This is a genomic window from Rhodoferax sp. (assembly GCF_023701345.1).
In the GTDB taxonomy this organism is placed as follows: domain Bacteria; phylum Pseudomonadota; class Gammaproteobacteria; order Burkholderiales; family Burkholderiaceae_C; genus Rhodoferax.
On record NZ_JAMPXE010000032.1, the window covers coordinates 1 to 14,870 of the forward strand.

Below are 14,870 nucleotides of genomic sequence, written 5' to 3' on the forward strand. Positions count from 1 at the left end.
AACTTCGGAGGCATCGCATTGATCTGGCGCGGCGGTTGCATCATTCGTTCCGCGTTTCTTGGAAAAATAAAAGAGGCTTTTGTTTTGAATCCTGATCTCGTGAATCTCCTGCTTGACCCATTTTTCAAAAAAGCCATCGCCAGATCACAACAGTCATTGAGAAATGTACTTGCCGAGGCGATAAAAAGTGGCATCCCGACACCCGCGTTGTCATCTGCTTTGGCCTATTACGATGGCTACCGGAGCGAAAACCTCCCGGCCAATCTTTTGCAGGCGCAAAGGGACTTTTTTGGCGCACACCAGTACGAGCGCGCAGACCAACCGCGTGGCACGTATTTCCATACCAATTGGACCGGCAGAGGTGGCGAAACCACGTCAACTGTCTATTCAGCGTAGCTTCCCGCTGCCTCAATCCCGCACTGCCGCCATCATGGCCGCAAAGCCGACAAATGCCCCGCCAGTCACACGATTGAACACCCTCAGTACGCTGGCACGCTGCAGGTAAACCGCCAGGCTTTTGCCACTGATGGCGTAGATGAAATACCAGCTTACCTCAATGACCGCAAACGTCGACAGCAGTATTCCAAACTGAGGTAGTTGGGCATTCTGCGGGTTGATGAACTGGGGCAAAAAGGCAACGGCAAAAAGGATGGCCTTGGGGTTGCTGGCTGCCACCATCATCCCCTGGCGAAAAAGTGCGGACTGATTCATGGCGGGGTCAACCAGCCTGGGTGCGTCAACCGCATGATCATGCACCGGGGCACGCCAGCTTTTAATGCCAAGGTAGGCCAGATAGGCGGCGCCTGCCAGTCGCAGTGCATCAAAAACAGCCGGGAACATCTGCAGCAAAGCACCCAGGCCTGCTGCAGAAATACTCATCATGGCCAGCAAGGCGGTCATGCAGCCCACCATGGATGCCGTGGCGGCACGCAACCCAAAACGGGCACTATTACTCAGCACCAGCAGCATGTTGGGACCGGGCGTGGCAGATACAACAAACGTCATCAGGACGAATATCCACCAGGTTTGCAAACTCATATCTTGAAATTCCAAAAAACAATCAGGACGTCATGATGCCATGCGCAAGACATCAGAATGATCCCGATATACTTAAAATAGCATGCTAGTGTCGGCTAGATCAGGCATAAAACCCCAAAAAACCTTGGTTGTCACCAGCCGCATACGAGCAATTAGAAATGAACTTTACCAAGACAAGATGGGCCAGCGTGGTGACACTGCTTGCCGTGGTTTTCGCTGTGGCGGGTTGCAGCAGCGCACCACCCGCAACCTCACCCACCCCGAACGTAGCCACGACACCCAAACCGGTCATCGCCCTCGCCCTCGGCGGTGGCGCCGCCAAGGGCTTTGCACACATTGGCGTCATCAAGGCACTCGAAGCGCAGGGCATCGTTCCCGACATTGTGATCGGCACCAGCGCCGGATCCTTGGTCGGTGCCCTGTATGCCTCAGGCAAAAGCGGCTTCGAATTGCAGGAAATGGCAATTCCGTTCGACAAATGGCAATTTGTTGACTGGGGCATGCCCAATCGAGGCTTGATGAAAGGTGACGCCCTGACCAGATTCGTCAACTCGGCGGTGGGGGGACGTGCCATCGAGAAATTCCCCAAGAAATTTGGCGCGGTGGCAACCGACCTTCAGTCCGGCGAGCCCATCGTATTTCGCTCAGGTGATCCCGGAATTGCGGTTCTGGCTTCAAGCAGTGTTCCGCTGGCTTTTCAGCCCGTCAGCATCCGGGGTCGCCAGTATGTCGATGGCGGATTGACGAGTCCGGTACCGGTACGGCTGGCTTATGAAATGGGCGCCACTTTCGTGATTGGCGTTGATATTTCTGACAAACCCGCAAGTGGCAGCATCAACAGCACCATGGACGTGGCGCTGCAAACCCTGGCCATCATGGGACAAATGATCCGCCGCTATGAGCTGCCGGTGGCCGATGTGATGATTCGGCCTGACATTGCCAGGCTCGGCTCGGTTGATTTTGACAACCGTCACCTGGCCATACTGGAGGGAGAAAGAGCCGCAGGAAAAGAAATGCCTGTGCTCAAGGACAAGCTGGCGAGATTTGGTGACCAGAGCCAAAAATAAACGCCCCCGGACTCCATCCGGGCTACGCTGCATGTAAAACAATGTCAATTTGGGCGCCGCCCAGGTCTGCTTTGGTAACAGTCAACTCGCCCTGATGGCTGGCCACCAGGTCTCTGACCACGGCCAGACCGATGCCGTGACCGGGCACCCGCTCGTCCAGCCGCACGCGCCGCGCCAGCACCGCCTGCGGGTCGGCAAAGCCCGGGCCGTCATCACAGACCCGGATGTGCAAGCGCTTGCCGTCAAGCCATATCCGCGCCGACACTTTTTTCTGTGCCCACTTGGCCGCGTTGTCGAGCACGTTGCCCAGCATCTCGAAGGCATCACCTTCGTCGATCCGCCAGGTCAACTCCGGGGGACAGTCCAGTGCAAAGTCCAGGTTTTTGTCGATATAAACCTTGGCCAGTGTGTCGCGTATCCGGTTCAGGATCGGCGCCAGCGCCAGGTGCGGCGCAAATCGTGCAGCGCCACTGGCACCGGCCCGCCCCAATTGGTGCACCACGATGTCGTCCATGCGGGCCACTTGTTGTGCCACCATGGCCGGCAACTCGCCGGGCGCATCCAGTGAGGCACGCAAAGCCGCCAGCGGTGTTTTGAGGCTGTGGGCCAGGTCATCGAGCGCATCTTTGTAGCGTGATTGCCGGGCCCGCTCCTGCTCCATCAAACCATTCAGGTTGTGAGTGAGCCCGGCAAGTTCAACAGGGTAATTGCCTTCGACCCTGGCCTGCTCACCTTTCTCAATGTGCCGGATTTCCCGCGCCATGCGTCCCAGCGGGGCCAGACCCCAGCGCAGTAACAGGGATTGCGTGAGCAACAACAGCAACCCGGCACCCCCGAGCCAACTCCACAGCGTGCGCTCAAAGACCTGCAACTCCTGGTCAAACGCAGCCTTGTCTTCCAGCACGGAAAAAACCAGTGGTGCCGCCCGGTCGTTCACCGACCACTTGACCGCATAGCTGGCGGCCAGATAGGCGCGTGCCGATTTGGCTGTGTCGCCGGGCCGCGCCGGGGGCGCGATCACAGTATCAAAGTGCCACTCACCCGGCGCCTGCCTGCGCTGAAAAGGGGGATTGAGCCCGAGCGTGGACGCCGACTGCCACTCTTCATTTTTGTCCAGATTGGCAATGTTGGCGTACAGGCCGGAGGCCGGCAGGGAGAGCCGGGGTTCGGCCAGCGCCGCAGGCATCACCAGCGCGCCCTGGGCATTGAGTTCGGCTCCGGCCATCAACAGATAAATGGTGGTTTGCAGGCGGGCAAAGCGCTGGGCACGCACGCCGTCCACGTAAGCCTGCTGCACAGCCCAGCCGGCACCGGCCAAAAAGATGAACAACACGCCAAAGGCACCCCAGATCAGGCGCGCGCGGATGGACAGCGGCGTTTTCACTGCAGCACGAAGCGGTAACCCCGACCGCGCAGCGTCTCGATGGGTGCCAGCAGCCCGTCGGGGTCGAGCTTGCGCCGCAAGCGCCCGATCAGAACCTCCAGCACATTGCTGTCCCGGTCTTCGTCGTGCGGGTACAGGTAGTCGGATAGTTCCTGCTTGCTCACCACCCTGGCGCGCTCGCGCACCAGGAATTCCAGCATCCGGTACTCAAAGGTGGTCAATTCAAGCGCCTCACCATTCAAGCTGGCCTTCTGGGCAGAAAAATCGATGCTCAAAGCACCCAGCGTGAGCACCTCCGACGTGGCCTTGTGGGCGCGCCGCAGCAAGGCCTTGACGCGCGCTGCCAGCTCGGGGTACTCAAAAGGTTTCACCAGATAGTCGTCGGCGCCCGCCTCCAGCCCCAGCACCTTGTCCTGCCAACTGCCGCGCGCGGTCAGAATCAGGATCGGCAGGGAGCGGCCCTCAGCGCGCAGGGTTTGCACCACCGTGAGCCCATTCAGCCGGGGTAATCCCAGGTCCACAATGGCCAGGTCCAGCGGGTATTCGCGCGCTTGGAACAGGCCATCTTCACCGTCGGCGGCCATGTCAACACGGTAGCCATCGGCTTCGAGCTGGCGCTTCAGGCCAAGTCGCAACACTGCATCGTCTTCAACCAACAGCAGTCGCATGTAACTAAAGCCTGCGACCGCTGGCGGCGTCTATCAACACCACAATGACCTCGCCCTGCTGGGTGAGCACCTTGACACGCCAGACCGGGCGACCGCCGCGTTCGGCCTGATCCACCGCCAGCACACGCCCGCCCGTGGCTTGTTGTGCCATGGCTGCTGCAGCATCGCGGCTGACATCCGCCCAGGCTGGCATGCTGAGCGCCAGCATCAGGGCGGTGAACACGGTAGTCAAGAATTTCATGGTGTATTGAGGTCTTGGGCGACAGAGTCAGGCAATGGTACTACCGCCAAGACCCGACTGACTACTGTGTAATCGGATCAACGGTCACACGCACCGGCAGGCTGTTGCCCGGGTTGGTGTGCATGAACGTGGTGTACTGCTGGCCCCGGTAGTCATAGGTCACGCGGTAGCCGGTGATGCGCGACTGCGTGTCATACACGGTGCGGCAGCGCTTGACTTCCCGCTGTGACGTTTCGTAGCCGCCATTGCCGTATTGACCATTGTCATATGGCGTCCGTGCATCGCGGTTCTGGAGTTGGTCGCCGGCCATGGCACCCAGCACCACGCCCAGCGCAGTGGCGGCATTCTTGCCGCTGCCGCCGCCTACCTGGTGACCCAGAATGCCGCCGGCAAGGCCGCCCACAACGGCGCCGCCATATTGGCGATCCTGACTATTCTGGCGCTCGGCGCTGACACGGCTGTCTCTTTCAGTGACCCAGTGGCTGCTGCATTCGTTGCGCGGCACACTGACGTTTTCATACTGTGGCTCGGCACTGCGAACCCGCGCGTTGTCGGTGAAGGTCTGGGCCTGGGCGCCGAGCAAGGCGGTGGCAAACAGACTGGTAATGACAAAACGTTTCATGGAAAGCTCCTTGGGTTGATATGGCATGCAGTTTGCAGTTACGTGCCTGAACCCGGGCTGAACAAAATCGAAATAGTTTCAAGCATCTGCTTCGCTACCATTTCTGATCGTCTCCAGCCATTCAATACCCAAAAAATAACGGTTTCTGATTCAATGCAAAAATAAAGGTAACTTATTCACTTGTGGATGACATTCATGGCTTTTCGTATTGTTCTTTTCATCATCGCCGCAGCGCTCACGGCAGCGCACTTTCTCAGGGCAGAAAATTATGGCCTGGTGGCCCTGAGCCTGGCAACGCCACTGCTGTTTTTGTACCGAAAGCCATGGAGCCTGGTGGTGTTGCAACTGGCGGCCTATGGTGCAACGGCCAACTGGCTGATAGCCGCCCTGCTGCTGGTCCAGATGAGACAGCAAATCGGACGACCATGGACCACGGCGGCCATCATTCTGGGGGCTGTCACCATGCTCACCCTACTGGCCGGATTGCTGCTGAACTCCCGCGGCATGCGTGAACGCTACCAATAACCAACATTGATGCAACGCGCTGCTCCGGCTAAATGTCGAGCGTGTAGACCAGGGCGTTGGCCCGTTCTTCAGTGCTACGGCCGCCCAATGCGACATCCCATTCGGGACCCAACGCCCCGACCACTGGAACCAAGCCAGCGGTCATTGAGCCAACCTCTTCAACTGCAGCATCAAACTCAGCAACCATTTCGCGTGTTGCCAACAGCAGCCGCGCGATCATGTACCCGCCAGCTTCAATGACAACAAGGTAACGCGCTGGCTTCCTCAGATGGGAACCGGTGTGCTCTCGAGGTGATTCCATTCCATATGTTTGACTCATTTGGCAATGCTACTACCAATCCGGAAATCAGGGAAAAATTATGTGCATGCCCCCATTGAACCAGCCGACCAGCAAAGAGCCATCCTGCTCACAACCGGCACAATTAAAAGGTCCATTTTTAATAATTTTTCATGCTCCAGTCACGCAGATTGCCGACGGCATAACACGACGGCCGTCGGCAATCAGATAGCTGATGACCCGGCTGGGTTGGCGTCGCCGCTCCGGCAAAGAAGCTGCCAAGTGCACCGGAAATTCTGAGAAACAGGGGGCAGATGTCTCAGGCTTTGGCCTGAAACCAGGCCGGCAACGGAAATGATCGGCCGTAATTCAATATTTACGGTCATAAAGACATTCATATAATCTTAAACGCCTAATGCATTTGCCTGTCATTCATCGCCACGGCAGTCTGTCCCTGTTGCTATGCGCAATTGCCCGCCGTATGTTAAACACCGAAGAAGTCATGGATGCCTTATGTTTTTGGTCATCAGCCGGTTCACCATTGCCAATCACATGGATGAGGATGTGCGACAAGCATTTTTGCAGCGACCGCACAATGTTGACCAGGTACCAGGCTTCATTCGCATGGAAGTAGCCAACCCGACAGACAACACCAACGATTTCTGGCTCATGACTTGGTGGACCGATCAGCGCGCCTTTGACGATTGGCACCACAGCGATGCCTACCGCGAGTCTCACCAAGGCATTCCCAAGGGGCTCAAGCTGGATCCCAAACGCACCCAGATGATGCACTTCGATGTGGTGGCGCAATGACTACCGCCTCGAGTGAGCCACTGCAATCCCAATGCGAACCCTGTGCCAGCTACGTCACTGACGCAATTTACGCGAAATACGGTGATGCACTGGCGCGCTTTGGTGCGCATGGACGCCAAGTTTGCCGCCAAGACGTGCTGCACCACCTGGACTACCTGGCCAGCGCACTGTTCCTGGGCAGCCCGAAGCCGTTTGTGCAGTATGTGCTTTGGCTCCGGGATGTGCTTGCTGCCCGCAGTGTGCCGGTGGCGCATCTGGACTATTCGCTTGAACTCATGGCCGCGTTTCTGGGCGACAAGCTGGCCGATGAAAGCTGTGTACGCCTGCGGAAAACAATCGCTGAGGCACGCGCTTCGCTGGCAGACGATAATGCCGGCACGGCGCAATACGGCATGACCCGTCGGGCGCCCTTGGCGCAGGTGCACACCTATCAGCTGTCCATATTGCAGGGCCAGCGCCACGCCGCCATGGCCTGTGTCCACGAGGCCATGGATGCAGGTGCCTCGTTAGCACAAGTCAGTGTGCAAATCATCCAGCCGGCGATGTACGAAGTAGGCAATTTGTGGCAGAAAAACCGCGTCACCGTCTCGCAAGAACACCTGGCCAGTGCCATCAGTCAGAACGTCCTCGTCAGCGCCTACTTGAAGGCCACATTTTTGCCTGCTGTCGAAAAATTGGCGGTGTTTGCCTGTGTCGAAGGCAATCACCACGCCCTGGGTTTGCGCATGTTGTCAGACGTTTTTGAGACCCAGGGCTGGGATGCTGCCTATCTCGGCGGGGACGTGCCAACGCATGACCTGGTGCGTGACGTGGACGCCCGGCGCCCCCAATTGCTGGCGTTGTCGGCCTCCCTGCCTCAACACCTCAACACCGCGCGACAAACCATAGACACTTTGCGCGTCGAGCTCGGTCAAGCCTGCCCCGAGATTTGGATCGGCGGTCTGGCCACGCTGGGCGAAGTGGCAATTTGGCGCCACACAAAAGCTGACAGTTGGTCAGCGGACGCGCTGCACGCACTTGAACAGCTCTGACACTCCTCCTAGTCCGCTCCCATGCAACACATTATTGCGCTCACGCCTGACCACACCGATTGCCTACCCCGGTGCCTGGAGCCCTTAACGGCCGTGGTGGTGGCGCGGTTCGCCAACAATGGTCGCCTGCTACATGGCAACCTGGGCTTCCAGCGGTTCATGCCAACGGCCCTGACACACAGCGCCACGCCAGTTGATATGGGCCATTTTTTCCTGCGCCCCAGTTTCCATGATTTGCAAATGGTGCAGGCGCCCATCGGACAACCCGTTTACCAGGGAATTCTCAATGTAACGGACGCGCTGGGCATGTGCCGCTCGCTGATAGGCGCGGTTCACCGCCAAAACGATGAACTGATGCTGGTGGCCGAATACGACGTGGCCGAGATGGAGCGACTGAACGCGCAGGTGATTGAGCTCAACCTAGAGCTCGCCGAGGTAGAACGCACCCTGGCGCGAACTAACCGTGCCTTGCAAGCCAACGAGGAGCGGCTCAAGCAGCTTAGCACCACCGACCCCCTGACAGGGCTGGCTAACCGGCGCCAACTCATGTATTTCCTGAGCCAAGCTTGGCAGCGCAGCCGGCGCTTTGCATCCACCTTTTCCCTCATCATGGCTGACATTGATTTCTTCAAGAAGATCAACGACCAGTACGGCCACCCCCAGGGCGATGTAGTCCTGAAAGCGGTGACGGCGCAGATGCAGGCCATGGTGCGCAAGGTTGATCTGGTGGCGCGTTTTGGTGGCGAAGAATTTGTCATTGTGCTGCAGGAGGTTGACCTGCACGCCGCGGTGGAATTGGCGCAGCGACTGCGCCAAGCAGTCAGTGAGCTGACATTCGATGGCCTCCCGAGCGGTGTCACCTGCAGTTATGGCGTGGCGCAGATGCACCCGGATGAGGACATTGAACAACTCCTCAAACACGCCGATCTGGCGCTGTACGATGCCAAGCGCAACGGACGCAACCGCGTTTCAACGGAACAGTCCCAGTAAATGTTGCACGCCGCTTCAAGCAGCGGGGTATCCTGATACTAAATACTGGGAGAGGGGACGCCCCAAGGGTCGGGAATTTACCCGCCATGATTGAAGACACTGGCTTGGGAACGCGCATTATTCAACAAAACAGCCGAAAGCGTAGGTATAGTCAGTGTCATAGGCCGCTGTCGCAGCCATCACGCAGATTGTGGCAGCGACTGTTGCCGCCGACCGAAAATTGACCTGGTCAGTTTTAAATCGGCGCCGACAGGTTCATATCACATTCAATCGCACCCCCGCCGAATCAGGCGTTTGTGCTGGCGCTCTTATCTGAGTCTCCCGCCCTCAAGCTGCCTGCGAGTCACCATCGCCGCCCAATCAAGGCAGTTCAGACCAGGCTTTATCCGGCAGCCAGTTGGCGACCCACGCCGACATCTGCTCTGCTGGCATCGGTCTGGCAATGCCATAGCCTTGCGCCAGCTCGCAGCCCAGTTGCAGCAACGCGCTGCCGTGTGCCACGGTCTCTACGCCCTCGGAGAGAGCATAAATGACCGATTTCTGGGCGCCTGGAAAAACCGCGAAGTCCGCAAGAACCCTCGGGAACCCCAATAAACACGCGGGTATAGGCGAAAAAAATCCAACCTGAAAGTACAAGTCATATTTATTTCTGCTTTTCGTTGACAGCTACCTTTAAGTCGTCCAAATAGTCTGCCCACTTTTGAATTTGTTCAAACCGTTGCTTCAAATATTGCGTGCGGTTATAGCTCCGCCCATTGGAATCTTTTACCGCGTGGGCCAGGTTGGCTTCGATGGCCAAGGGGTCAAGATTTAACTGGTCGACCAACATCGTGCGTGCACTTGCCCGGAATCCGTGCCAGGTCTGTTCTTTGCCAAACCCCAGCGCATAAAGGCCACTTCGTACTGAGTTATCAGAAATGGGCCTGTCGTGACTGCGTTCGCCGTGGAATACATAAACGCCACGCCCTGTCAGCGGCTGAACGGAGCGGAGCAATGCCACAGCCTGCGTGGGCAATGGCACGGAATGGGCTTCACCTTGCTCTTTTTCCAGCTTTGTGCGCTTCATCTTCATGCTGGGAATAGTCCACAACGCCGCGTCCAAATCAAGTTCTGCCCATTCCATCATGCGGAGATTGGCGGGCCTTTGGTAGAGCATGGGGGCAAGCTGTAACGCCGTACGCACGATTGGTCCGCCTTTATAGTTATTGATAGCCCGCAATAATTCACCAAACCGCTTTGGCTCCACAATTGCCGCAAAGCTCTTTCCCCTGTAAGGTGTCAGTCGTGCCTTGAGCCCCTCGGTGATATTGCGTTGCTGCACATCGGCGGTGGGTAACCAGTAATCCCAAACCTGCCGCGCCAGCATCAGCGCCCGGTCTGCTGTTTCCAGCGCCCCGCGCGCCTCCACCTTCTGCAATGTCGCCAGCAATTCCATGGGGAGAATGTCTGCAATAGGCCTCTCACCTATCCATGGGAACAGATCACGCTCTAACTGGCGAAGCATTCGCCCGGCGTGGCTGTCGCTCCATTGGGGTACCTGTTTTGCGTACCACTCCAAAGCAATAGCTTTGAAGGTGTCGCCATCAGTTCGCGAGGCTTTGAGCTTTTCAAGCTTGCGGGCCTGAACTGGGTCCCGGCCTTCGGATTTTTGGAGTTTGGCGGCATCACGTGCCTTGCGAGCCTCGCTCAGGCCCATGGACGGATAGGCTCCCAGCGCCAAGCGACCTTCCTTACCGTTTGTGTAGGTCTTCCAAAACCAGCGCTTCGACCCGGCCGGGCTGACTTCCAGGTAAAGCCCACCTTTGTCAGTGAAACGAGCGCGTTTCTTGTCTGCGGGGCATTGGGCGTTTTTGCAGTGTCTGTCAGTCAACATGGTCGGACTCCACCGGGGAACAAAGTTAAAACCGGGGAACAACTCCACAATTTTCTATAGTTTACCCCCGTTGTTCCCCGATTTGTTCCCCGGCTTCATCCTGGCTTCTAATGGACACTAACGGACACTATCGAACAAGAAACCACTTCAAGTCATTGATTTATAAATGAAAAAGGCCGTTTACTGGATCACAATAAACGGCCTTGGACAATGTAATGGTGGAGCTGGCGGGATTTGAACCCGCGTCCGCAAACCTTCTTCGAACAGTTCTACATGTGTAGCCGTCTGATTTGGATCTCGCTTTTCACATCGCGCAGTGGCACGCTATGCAAATCGCCAGCAACCTATTTTCTCGACCCACCCTAAGTTACCCAAGGCAGGTCCAGCCGAATAAAATTACCCCACAGCCTGGACAGCCTAACCTTGCGATTTGACTACCCTTGCCCAGCCGATCGGCTGACTGTTGTGAGGCTCACGTGCAATTAAGCAGCGAGTGCGAAACGTTCGTCGTTTGCAGTTAGTTTTTTTGAATCAGTTTTACGAGCGCATTCAGCTCGACATGCCCTGCCGCGCGTCCGAATCCACGTCGAAACCAGTGCAGCCCCTAAGCTCGCTATTTTAGGACGTACTGGAAAATTGCAAGAGTTGCAACAGTTCATTCACACAATTAATTGTGGCATTTGCGCCCCACCGGGTTGTGTCCGCCTGCTGCCCGAGGTAGCCATAGGTCACCGCCACGGTGGCCATGCCGGCGGCCAGGCCCGCCACGATGTCGCGTTCATCGTCGCCCACATAGACGCAGCGGCTGGCATCCACACCCATGCGCCGTGCGGCTTCCAGCAAGGGCGCCGGGTGCGGTTTGGCATGCGGCGTGGTGTCGCCACTGACAATGGCGCCGGCCGTGGCAAACAAGGCCATCGAGCTGGTCAATGGCAGTGTGAAGCGTTCAGACTTGTTGGTCACCACGCCCCACTTCACACCTTGACTGGCAAAGCGCTCAAGCAACTCGGGCACGCCGTCAAATATCTGGGTGCGCTGGGTCAGGCTGCGTTCGTAGTTGCAAAAAAACTCTTCGCGCAGAACGTCGTACTCCACATGCTCGGGAGTCATGCCAAACGCCACACCCAACAAGCCACGGGCACCGGCACCCGCCATGGGCCGGTACTGCGCCAGCGGCAGGCATGGCAGGCCGCGTGCCGTACGCATGGCATCGGCTGCGGCTGCCAGGTCAGGGGCGCTGTCGATCAGCGTGCCATCCAGGTCGAACAGCACCGCTTGCACGTTGGCAAACCGGGCACGTTGGACTGTCACGTTACAAGCTCGCAGGTTTCTGCGTGGCCAGCAGGTAATTGACGCTGGTATTGCTATTAAGCCAATAGCGCTGGGTCAGCGGATTGAAAGACAGACCCCGTGTGTGCATGACATTCAGACCGGCCCGGCGGCAAAAACCGGCCAGTTCGCTGGGACGGATAAATTTGGCAAATTCATGGGTGCCGCGCGGCAACATGTTGAGCACATATTCGGCACCGATGATGGCCTGCAAAAAGGACATGGGGTTGCGGTTGAGCGTGGAGAAAAACACCCAGCCGCCGGGTTTGACCAGTGTGGCGCAAGCTTGCACCACCGAAGCCGGGTCAGGCACGTGCTCGAGCATCTCCATGCAGGTCACCACGTCAAAGCCGCCAGGCTGCTCCTGCGCCATGGCCTCGGCGCTGATCTCGCGGTATTGCACGTTTTCGGTTTGTGCGTCCATGGCATGCAACTGGGCAATGCGCAGCGCTTTGGTGGACAGGTCGATGCCGGTTGCATTGGCGCCAGAGCGGGCCAGCGAGTCGGTCAAAATGCCCCCGCCGCAACCTACATCGAGCACGTCTTTGCCCTGGAGAACACAAAGCTCTTTCATCCAGGCCAGGCGCAAGGGGTTGATCTGATGCAAGGGGCGAAATTCGCCGTCGGCATCCCACCAGCGGTGGGCCAGGTCAGAGAATTTGGCCAGTTCGGCCGGATCAGCATTGATTGTTGGGTTCATGGGTGGATTATCCGAAATTTAAAAACAAAACCCACCGCAAGGGTGGGTTCTGTGTGAACTGAACGGATCCAGTGAAGCGTTTAGGCCTTCTTGGCGTAGGCGCTGCACCAGCCTTTGGCCGCCACTTCCTTGCCGGCAAACAGCGGGCAACCACCAGAAGCGGCACCGGCTTTACCCTGGTACAGGGCACAGTTGCTGCACAATTGGGCAGCAGTATGCTTGGGATATTTCTTGGCATCGGCCTTGGCTGTGTCGGCCACATAACCCAAACCCTTGGCGTTGGCGTCGGTCTCGGCCACCATGGGGGCGGCAGCCATTGCCATGCCGGAAGCCAAAGCGCTGGCACCGACCACTGATTGCATCATGAATACACGACGTGTTGTCATAAAAAAAACTCCTGGTTATTTAAGAAATTGACTGTCAAGGCAAATATTGCTTGACTGGGTATCCGTATTGTTACGCTTGCAGAGAACAAATTTTAATTATGTCTGAAATGCCCTGATAAATAAGTCATTGATTATTTATTATTGAGAAATCTGCCTTGATGGTGTTCATGGTTTCCTGGCTGAGCCGGTTGCCATATTGCGCCACCACACGGCTAGCGGCCTGATTGGCCAGCCAGGCGGCCTGGGCATGGCTGTGGCCGTGGGTCATTGCGTATAAAAAGGCGCCGGCAAACATGTCGCCTGCCCCGTTGGTGTCGATGGCCTTGACTTTGGCCGCCGGCACTTCGGTGACCTTGCCGGCTTCCAGGACCAGGCAACCCTTGGCACTGCGCGTCAAACAGACGGTTTGCGCCTGTTGACCAAGTTGCTGGCAGATTTGCGCTAAATCGGTGATGCCGCACCACACTTGGGCTTCTTCCTCGTTGCAGAACAAAAAGTCCAGGTCAGTGCCGACCATGGCGTCCAGCCCGGGGCGGCAGAAATTGATCATGCTCATGTCGCTCAGTGTGGTGGCCAGCTTGACACCCGCCTGTGCGGCAATGGCGCGCCCCTTGATGGCTGCGGCCAGGCCTGTGGGCGAGGCGGCCAGGTAGCCTTCCATGTAGTAAACACGCGCCTTGACAATGTCGTGCGGATGCAATGCGGTCTCATCAATGTCAGCGGTGGCGCCCAGAAATGTGCTCATGCTGCGTTCGGCATCGGGCGTCACCATCACCATGCAACTGCCGGTTTGCCCCACGGGCGGTTTGGTGTGGGTCAGGTTGGTGGCGACACCGTGTGAGAGCAGGTCTTTGGTATAAAAGTCACCCAGTTCGTCATCGGCCACCCGGCATGAATAAAACGCTTTGCCACCGAGTTGCGCCAGCGCCACCACGGTATTGCCTGCAGAGCCGCCACCCGTGCGGTGCGGCTTGACATGTTGCACATGCTTGAGGAGGTCGGCGCGACGTGCGGTATCAATCAGCGTCATGTGCCTTTTTTCAACACCCGCCGCCTGCAACTGGGCCTCAGTGACTTCGTATTCGGTGTCGACCAGTGCGTTGCCGATGGCGTAGAGGTGATAGCTCATGCTTACTGTTCCACGAATGCGCGCTCGACCACAAAGTCACCCTGCTTGGTGGTGTTGCCCTCCAGGAAGCCCCGTTTCTCCAGAATATGCTTCAGGTCCTTGAGCAGCGCCGGGCTGCCACACAGCATCGCGCGGTCAGTAGCCGGGTCAAACTTGGGCAAGCCCAGGTCGGCCTGCAATTTGCCGGATTCGATCAGGTCAGTGATACGGCCACGGTTTATGAACGGCTCACGCGTGACCGTGGGGTAATACATCATCTGGGCGCTGACCATCTCACCCAGAAACTCGTTTTTGGGCAGGTCCACGGTCAGGTAGTCATAGTAGGCCAGTTCGGCCACTTCGCGCACGCCGTGCACCAGGATGACTTTTTCAAACTTTTCGTAGGTTTCGGGGTCGCGCACGACGCTCAAAAACGGGGCCAGGCCGGTGCCCGTGCCAAACAAGTACAGATTTTTGCCGGGCAACAGGTAGTCAATCAACAGCGTCCCGGTGGGCTTCTTGCCGACCACAATTTTGTCGCCCACCTTGATGTGCTGCAGTCTGGACGTGAGCGGGCCATCCTGCACCTTGATGCTCAAAAACTCCAGATGGTCCTCGTAGTTGGCACTGACGATGCTGTAGGCACGCAGCAGCGGTTTGCCATTCTCGTCACGCAGGCCAATCATGGTGAAGTGGCCGTTGGAGAAGCGCAGCGTTTCGTCGCGCGTGGTAGTAAAGCTGAACAGCCGGTCGGTCCAGTGGTGGACGCTTAAAACGGTTTCATTCAAAAAAGCACTCATGGGATGTTGTTTCAGTTA

Annotated in this window: 18 protein-coding genes, 1 other RNA gene and 1 pseudogene; 6 read left to right on the plus strand and 14 right to left on the minus strand. The window is 57.5% G+C overall.

The window, feature by feature from the left end:
• Positions 1-396, plus strand: a pseudogene (locus tag NDI87_RS06415) (hypothetical protein); the annotation flags it as partial.
• A 12-nt stretch (positions 397-408) separates the two neighbouring features.
• On the opposite strand, the gene NDI87_RS06420 reads toward NDI87_RS06415, so the two are convergent.
• Positions 409-1,038 carry a LysE family translocator gene (locus tag NDI87_RS06420; RefSeq protein ID WP_296274020.1) on the minus strand — a complete coding sequence of 210 codons (630 nt, stop codon included), beginning with the start codon at positions 1,036-1,038 and terminating at the stop codon, positions 409-411.
• A gap of 158 nt (positions 1,039-1,196) precedes the next feature.
• On the opposite strand from NDI87_RS06420, the gene NDI87_RS06425 reads away from it, so the two are divergent.
• Positions 1,197-2,105, plus strand: coding sequence for a patatin-like phospholipase family protein (locus NDI87_RS06425; protein WP_296274022.1), 909 nt, complete (start codon positions 1,197-1,199; stop codon positions 2,103-2,105).
• Between the two features lie 22 nt (positions 2,106-2,127).
• Here NDI87_RS06425 and NDI87_RS06430 read toward each other — a convergent pair whose 3' ends face one another.
• The 4 genes from NDI87_RS06430 to NDI87_RS06445 form a co-directional block, all read right to left on the minus strand.
• The gene (locus NDI87_RS06430; protein ID WP_296274024.1) at positions 2,128-3,489 is read right to left on the minus strand and encodes an ATP-binding protein; all 1,362 of its coding nucleotides are present in this window, start codon (positions 3,487-3,489) and stop codon (positions 2,128-2,130) included.
• Positions 3,486-4,157 carry a response regulator transcription factor gene (locus NDI87_RS06435; RefSeq protein WP_296274026.1) on the minus strand — a complete coding sequence of 224 codons (672 nt, stop codon included), beginning with the start codon at positions 4,155-4,157 and terminating at the stop codon, positions 3,486-3,488. Before NDI87_RS06435 ends, NDI87_RS06430 begins: the two co-directional genes overlap by 4 nt.
• Before the next feature lie 4 nt (positions 4,158-4,161).
• Positions 4,162-4,398, minus strand: a complete 237-nt coding sequence (locus NDI87_RS06440) for a PepSY domain-containing protein (RefSeq protein ID WP_296274028.1) — start codon at positions 4,396-4,398, stop codon at positions 4,162-4,164.
• A 61-nt stretch (positions 4,399-4,459) separates the two neighbouring features.
• Positions 4,460-5,020, minus strand: coding sequence for a glycine zipper 2TM domain-containing protein (locus NDI87_RS06445; RefSeq protein ID WP_296274030.1), 561 nt, complete (start codon positions 5,018-5,020; stop codon positions 4,460-4,462).
• A 195-nt stretch (positions 5,021-5,215) separates the two neighbouring features.
• Between NDI87_RS06445 and NDI87_RS06450 the strand changes: the two genes are divergently transcribed.
• Positions 5,216-5,545 (plus strand): hypothetical protein, encoded by a 330-nt coding sequence (locus NDI87_RS06450; protein ID WP_296274031.1) that lies wholly within the window; start codon positions 5,216-5,218, stop codon positions 5,543-5,545.
• Between the two features lie 28 nt (positions 5,546-5,573).
• On the opposite strand, the gene NDI87_RS06455 is transcribed toward NDI87_RS06450, so the two are convergent.
• The gene (locus tag NDI87_RS06455) at positions 5,574-5,864 is read right to left on the minus strand and encodes a hypothetical protein (protein ID WP_296274033.1); all 291 of its coding nucleotides are present in this window, start codon (positions 5,862-5,864) and stop codon (positions 5,574-5,576) included.
• A 471-nt stretch (positions 5,865-6,335) separates the two neighbouring features.
• On the opposite strand from NDI87_RS06455, the gene NDI87_RS06460 reads away from it, so the two are divergent.
• From NDI87_RS06460 to NDI87_RS06470, 3 genes are read left to right on the plus strand one after another with little or no spacing between them, the layout of a single operon-like run.
• Positions 6,336-6,635: an antibiotic biosynthesis monooxygenase family protein gene (locus tag NDI87_RS06460; RefSeq protein WP_296274035.1), complete on the plus strand. Its 300-nt coding sequence runs from the start codon at positions 6,336-6,338 to the stop codon at positions 6,633-6,635.
• Entirely contained in the window at positions 6,632-7,666 is a 1,035-nt protein-coding gene (locus NDI87_RS06465) for a cobalamin-dependent protein (RefSeq protein WP_296274037.1), read from the plus strand. The genes NDI87_RS06460 and NDI87_RS06465 overlap by 4 nt, the downstream gene beginning before the upstream one ends.
• 21 nt (positions 7,667-7,687) lie before the next feature.
• Positions 7,688-8,656 carry a GGDEF domain-containing protein gene (locus NDI87_RS06470; RefSeq protein ID WP_296274039.1) on the plus strand — a complete coding sequence of 323 codons (969 nt, stop codon included), beginning with the start codon at positions 7,688-7,690 and terminating at the stop codon, positions 8,654-8,656.
• A gap of 360 nt (positions 8,657-9,016) precedes the next feature.
• Here the strand turns inward: NDI87_RS06470 and NDI87_RS06475 are convergent, their stop codons facing one another.
• The 8 genes from NDI87_RS06475 to NDI87_RS06510 form a co-directional block, all read right to left on the minus strand.
• Positions 9,017-9,157 carry a hypothetical protein gene (locus NDI87_RS06475; protein WP_296274063.1) on the minus strand — a complete coding sequence of 47 codons (141 nt, stop codon included), beginning with the start codon at positions 9,155-9,157 and terminating at the stop codon, positions 9,017-9,019.
• 142 nt (positions 9,158-9,299) lie between these two features.
• A complete protein-coding gene (locus NDI87_RS06480) occupies positions 9,300-10,529 on the minus strand; it encodes an integrase arm-type DNA-binding domain-containing protein (protein WP_296274041.1) in 1,230 nt (409 codons plus the stop codon).
• 216 nt (positions 10,530-10,745) lie between these two features.
• Positions 10,746-11,134, minus strand: a transfer-messenger RNA (tmRNA) gene (ssrA, locus tag NDI87_RS06485).
• A gap of 13 nt (positions 11,135-11,147) precedes the next feature.
• On the minus strand, positions 11,148-11,840 hold the full coding sequence (gene gph / locus NDI87_RS06490) for a phosphoglycolate phosphatase (protein WP_296274042.1): 693 nt from the start codon (positions 11,838-11,840) through the stop codon (positions 11,148-11,150).
• A gap of 1 nt (position 11,841) precedes the next feature.
• Entirely contained in the window at positions 11,842-12,558 is a 717-nt protein-coding gene (ubiG, locus tag NDI87_RS06495; RefSeq protein ID WP_296274043.1) for a bifunctional 2-polyprenyl-6-hydroxyphenol methylase/3-demethylubiquinol 3-O-methyltransferase UbiG, read from the minus strand.
• Between the two features lie 80 nt (positions 12,559-12,638).
• Positions 12,639-12,944 (minus strand): high-potential iron-sulfur protein, encoded by a 306-nt coding sequence (locus NDI87_RS06500; RefSeq protein ID WP_296274044.1) that lies wholly within the window; start codon positions 12,942-12,944, stop codon positions 12,639-12,641.
• A gap of 124 nt (positions 12,945-13,068) precedes the next feature.
• A complete protein-coding gene (locus NDI87_RS06505) occupies positions 13,069-14,073 on the minus strand; it encodes an adenosine kinase (protein WP_296274045.1) in 1,005 nt (334 codons plus the stop codon).
• 2 nt (positions 14,074-14,075) lie between these two features.
• On the minus strand, positions 14,076-14,852 hold the full coding sequence (locus NDI87_RS06510) for a ferredoxin--NADP reductase (RefSeq protein WP_296274046.1): 777 nt from the start codon (positions 14,850-14,852) through the stop codon (positions 14,076-14,078).
• Positions 14,853-14,870: the final 18 nt, after the last annotated feature.

What these genes read in the sequence shown, in the direction of transcription:
- NDI87_RS06440 (WP_296274028.1), bottom strand. Translation starts at nt 4,398, where the DNA reads ATGAAATTCTTGACTACCGTGTTCACCGCCCTGATGCTGGCGCTCAGC.
- NDI87_RS06460 (WP_296274035.1), top strand. Translation starts at nt 6,336, where the DNA reads ATGTTTTTGGTCATCAGCCGGTTCACCATTGCCAATCACATGGATGAG.
- NDI87_RS06445 (WP_296274030.1), bottom strand. Translation starts at nt 5,020, where the DNA reads ATGAAACGTTTTGTCATTACCAGTCTGTTTGCCACCGCCTTGCTCGGC.
- NDI87_RS06505 (WP_296274045.1), bottom strand. Translation starts at nt 14,073, where the DNA reads ATGAGCTATCACCTCTACGCCATCGGCAACGCACTGGTCGACACCGAA.
- NDI87_RS06500 (WP_296274044.1), bottom strand. Translation starts at nt 12,944, where the DNA reads ATGACAACACGTCGTGTATTCATGATGCAATCAGTGGTCGGTGCCAGC.
- NDI87_RS06510 (WP_296274046.1), bottom strand. Translation starts at nt 14,852, where the DNA reads ATGAGTGCTTTTTTGAATGAAACCGTTTTAAGCGTCCACCACTGGACC.
- NDI87_RS06470 (WP_296274039.1), top strand. Translation starts at nt 7,688, where the DNA reads ATGCAACACATTATTGCGCTCACGCCTGACCACACCGATTGCCTACCC.
- NDI87_RS06435 (WP_296274026.1), bottom strand. Translation starts at nt 4,157, where the DNA reads ATGCGACTGCTGTTGGTTGAAGACGATGCAGTGTTGCGACTTGGCCTG.
- NDI87_RS06455 (WP_296274033.1), bottom strand. Translation starts at nt 5,864, where the DNA reads ATGAGTCAAACATATGGAATGGAATCACCTCGAGAGCACACCGGTTCC.
- NDI87_RS06425 (WP_296274022.1), top strand. Translation starts at nt 1,197, where the DNA reads ATGAACTTTACCAAGACAAGATGGGCCAGCGTGGTGACACTGCTTGCC.
- NDI87_RS06450 (WP_296274031.1), top strand. Translation starts at nt 5,216, where the DNA reads ATGGCTTTTCGTATTGTTCTTTTCATCATCGCCGCAGCGCTCACGGCA.
- NDI87_RS06420 (WP_296274020.1), bottom strand. Translation starts at nt 1,038, where the DNA reads ATGAGTTTGCAAACCTGGTGGATATTCGTCCTGATGACGTTTGTTGTA.
- NDI87_RS06480 (WP_296274041.1), bottom strand. Translation starts at nt 10,529, where the DNA reads ATGTTGACTGACAGACACTGCAAAAACGCCCAATGCCCCGCAGACAAG.
- NDI87_RS06465 (WP_296274037.1), top strand. Translation starts at nt 6,632, where the DNA reads ATGACTACCGCCTCGAGTGAGCCACTGCAATCCCAATGCGAACCCTGT.
- ubiG (WP_296274043.1), bottom strand. Translation starts at nt 12,558, where the DNA reads ATGAACCCAACAATCAATGCTGATCCGGCCGAACTGGCCAAATTCTCT.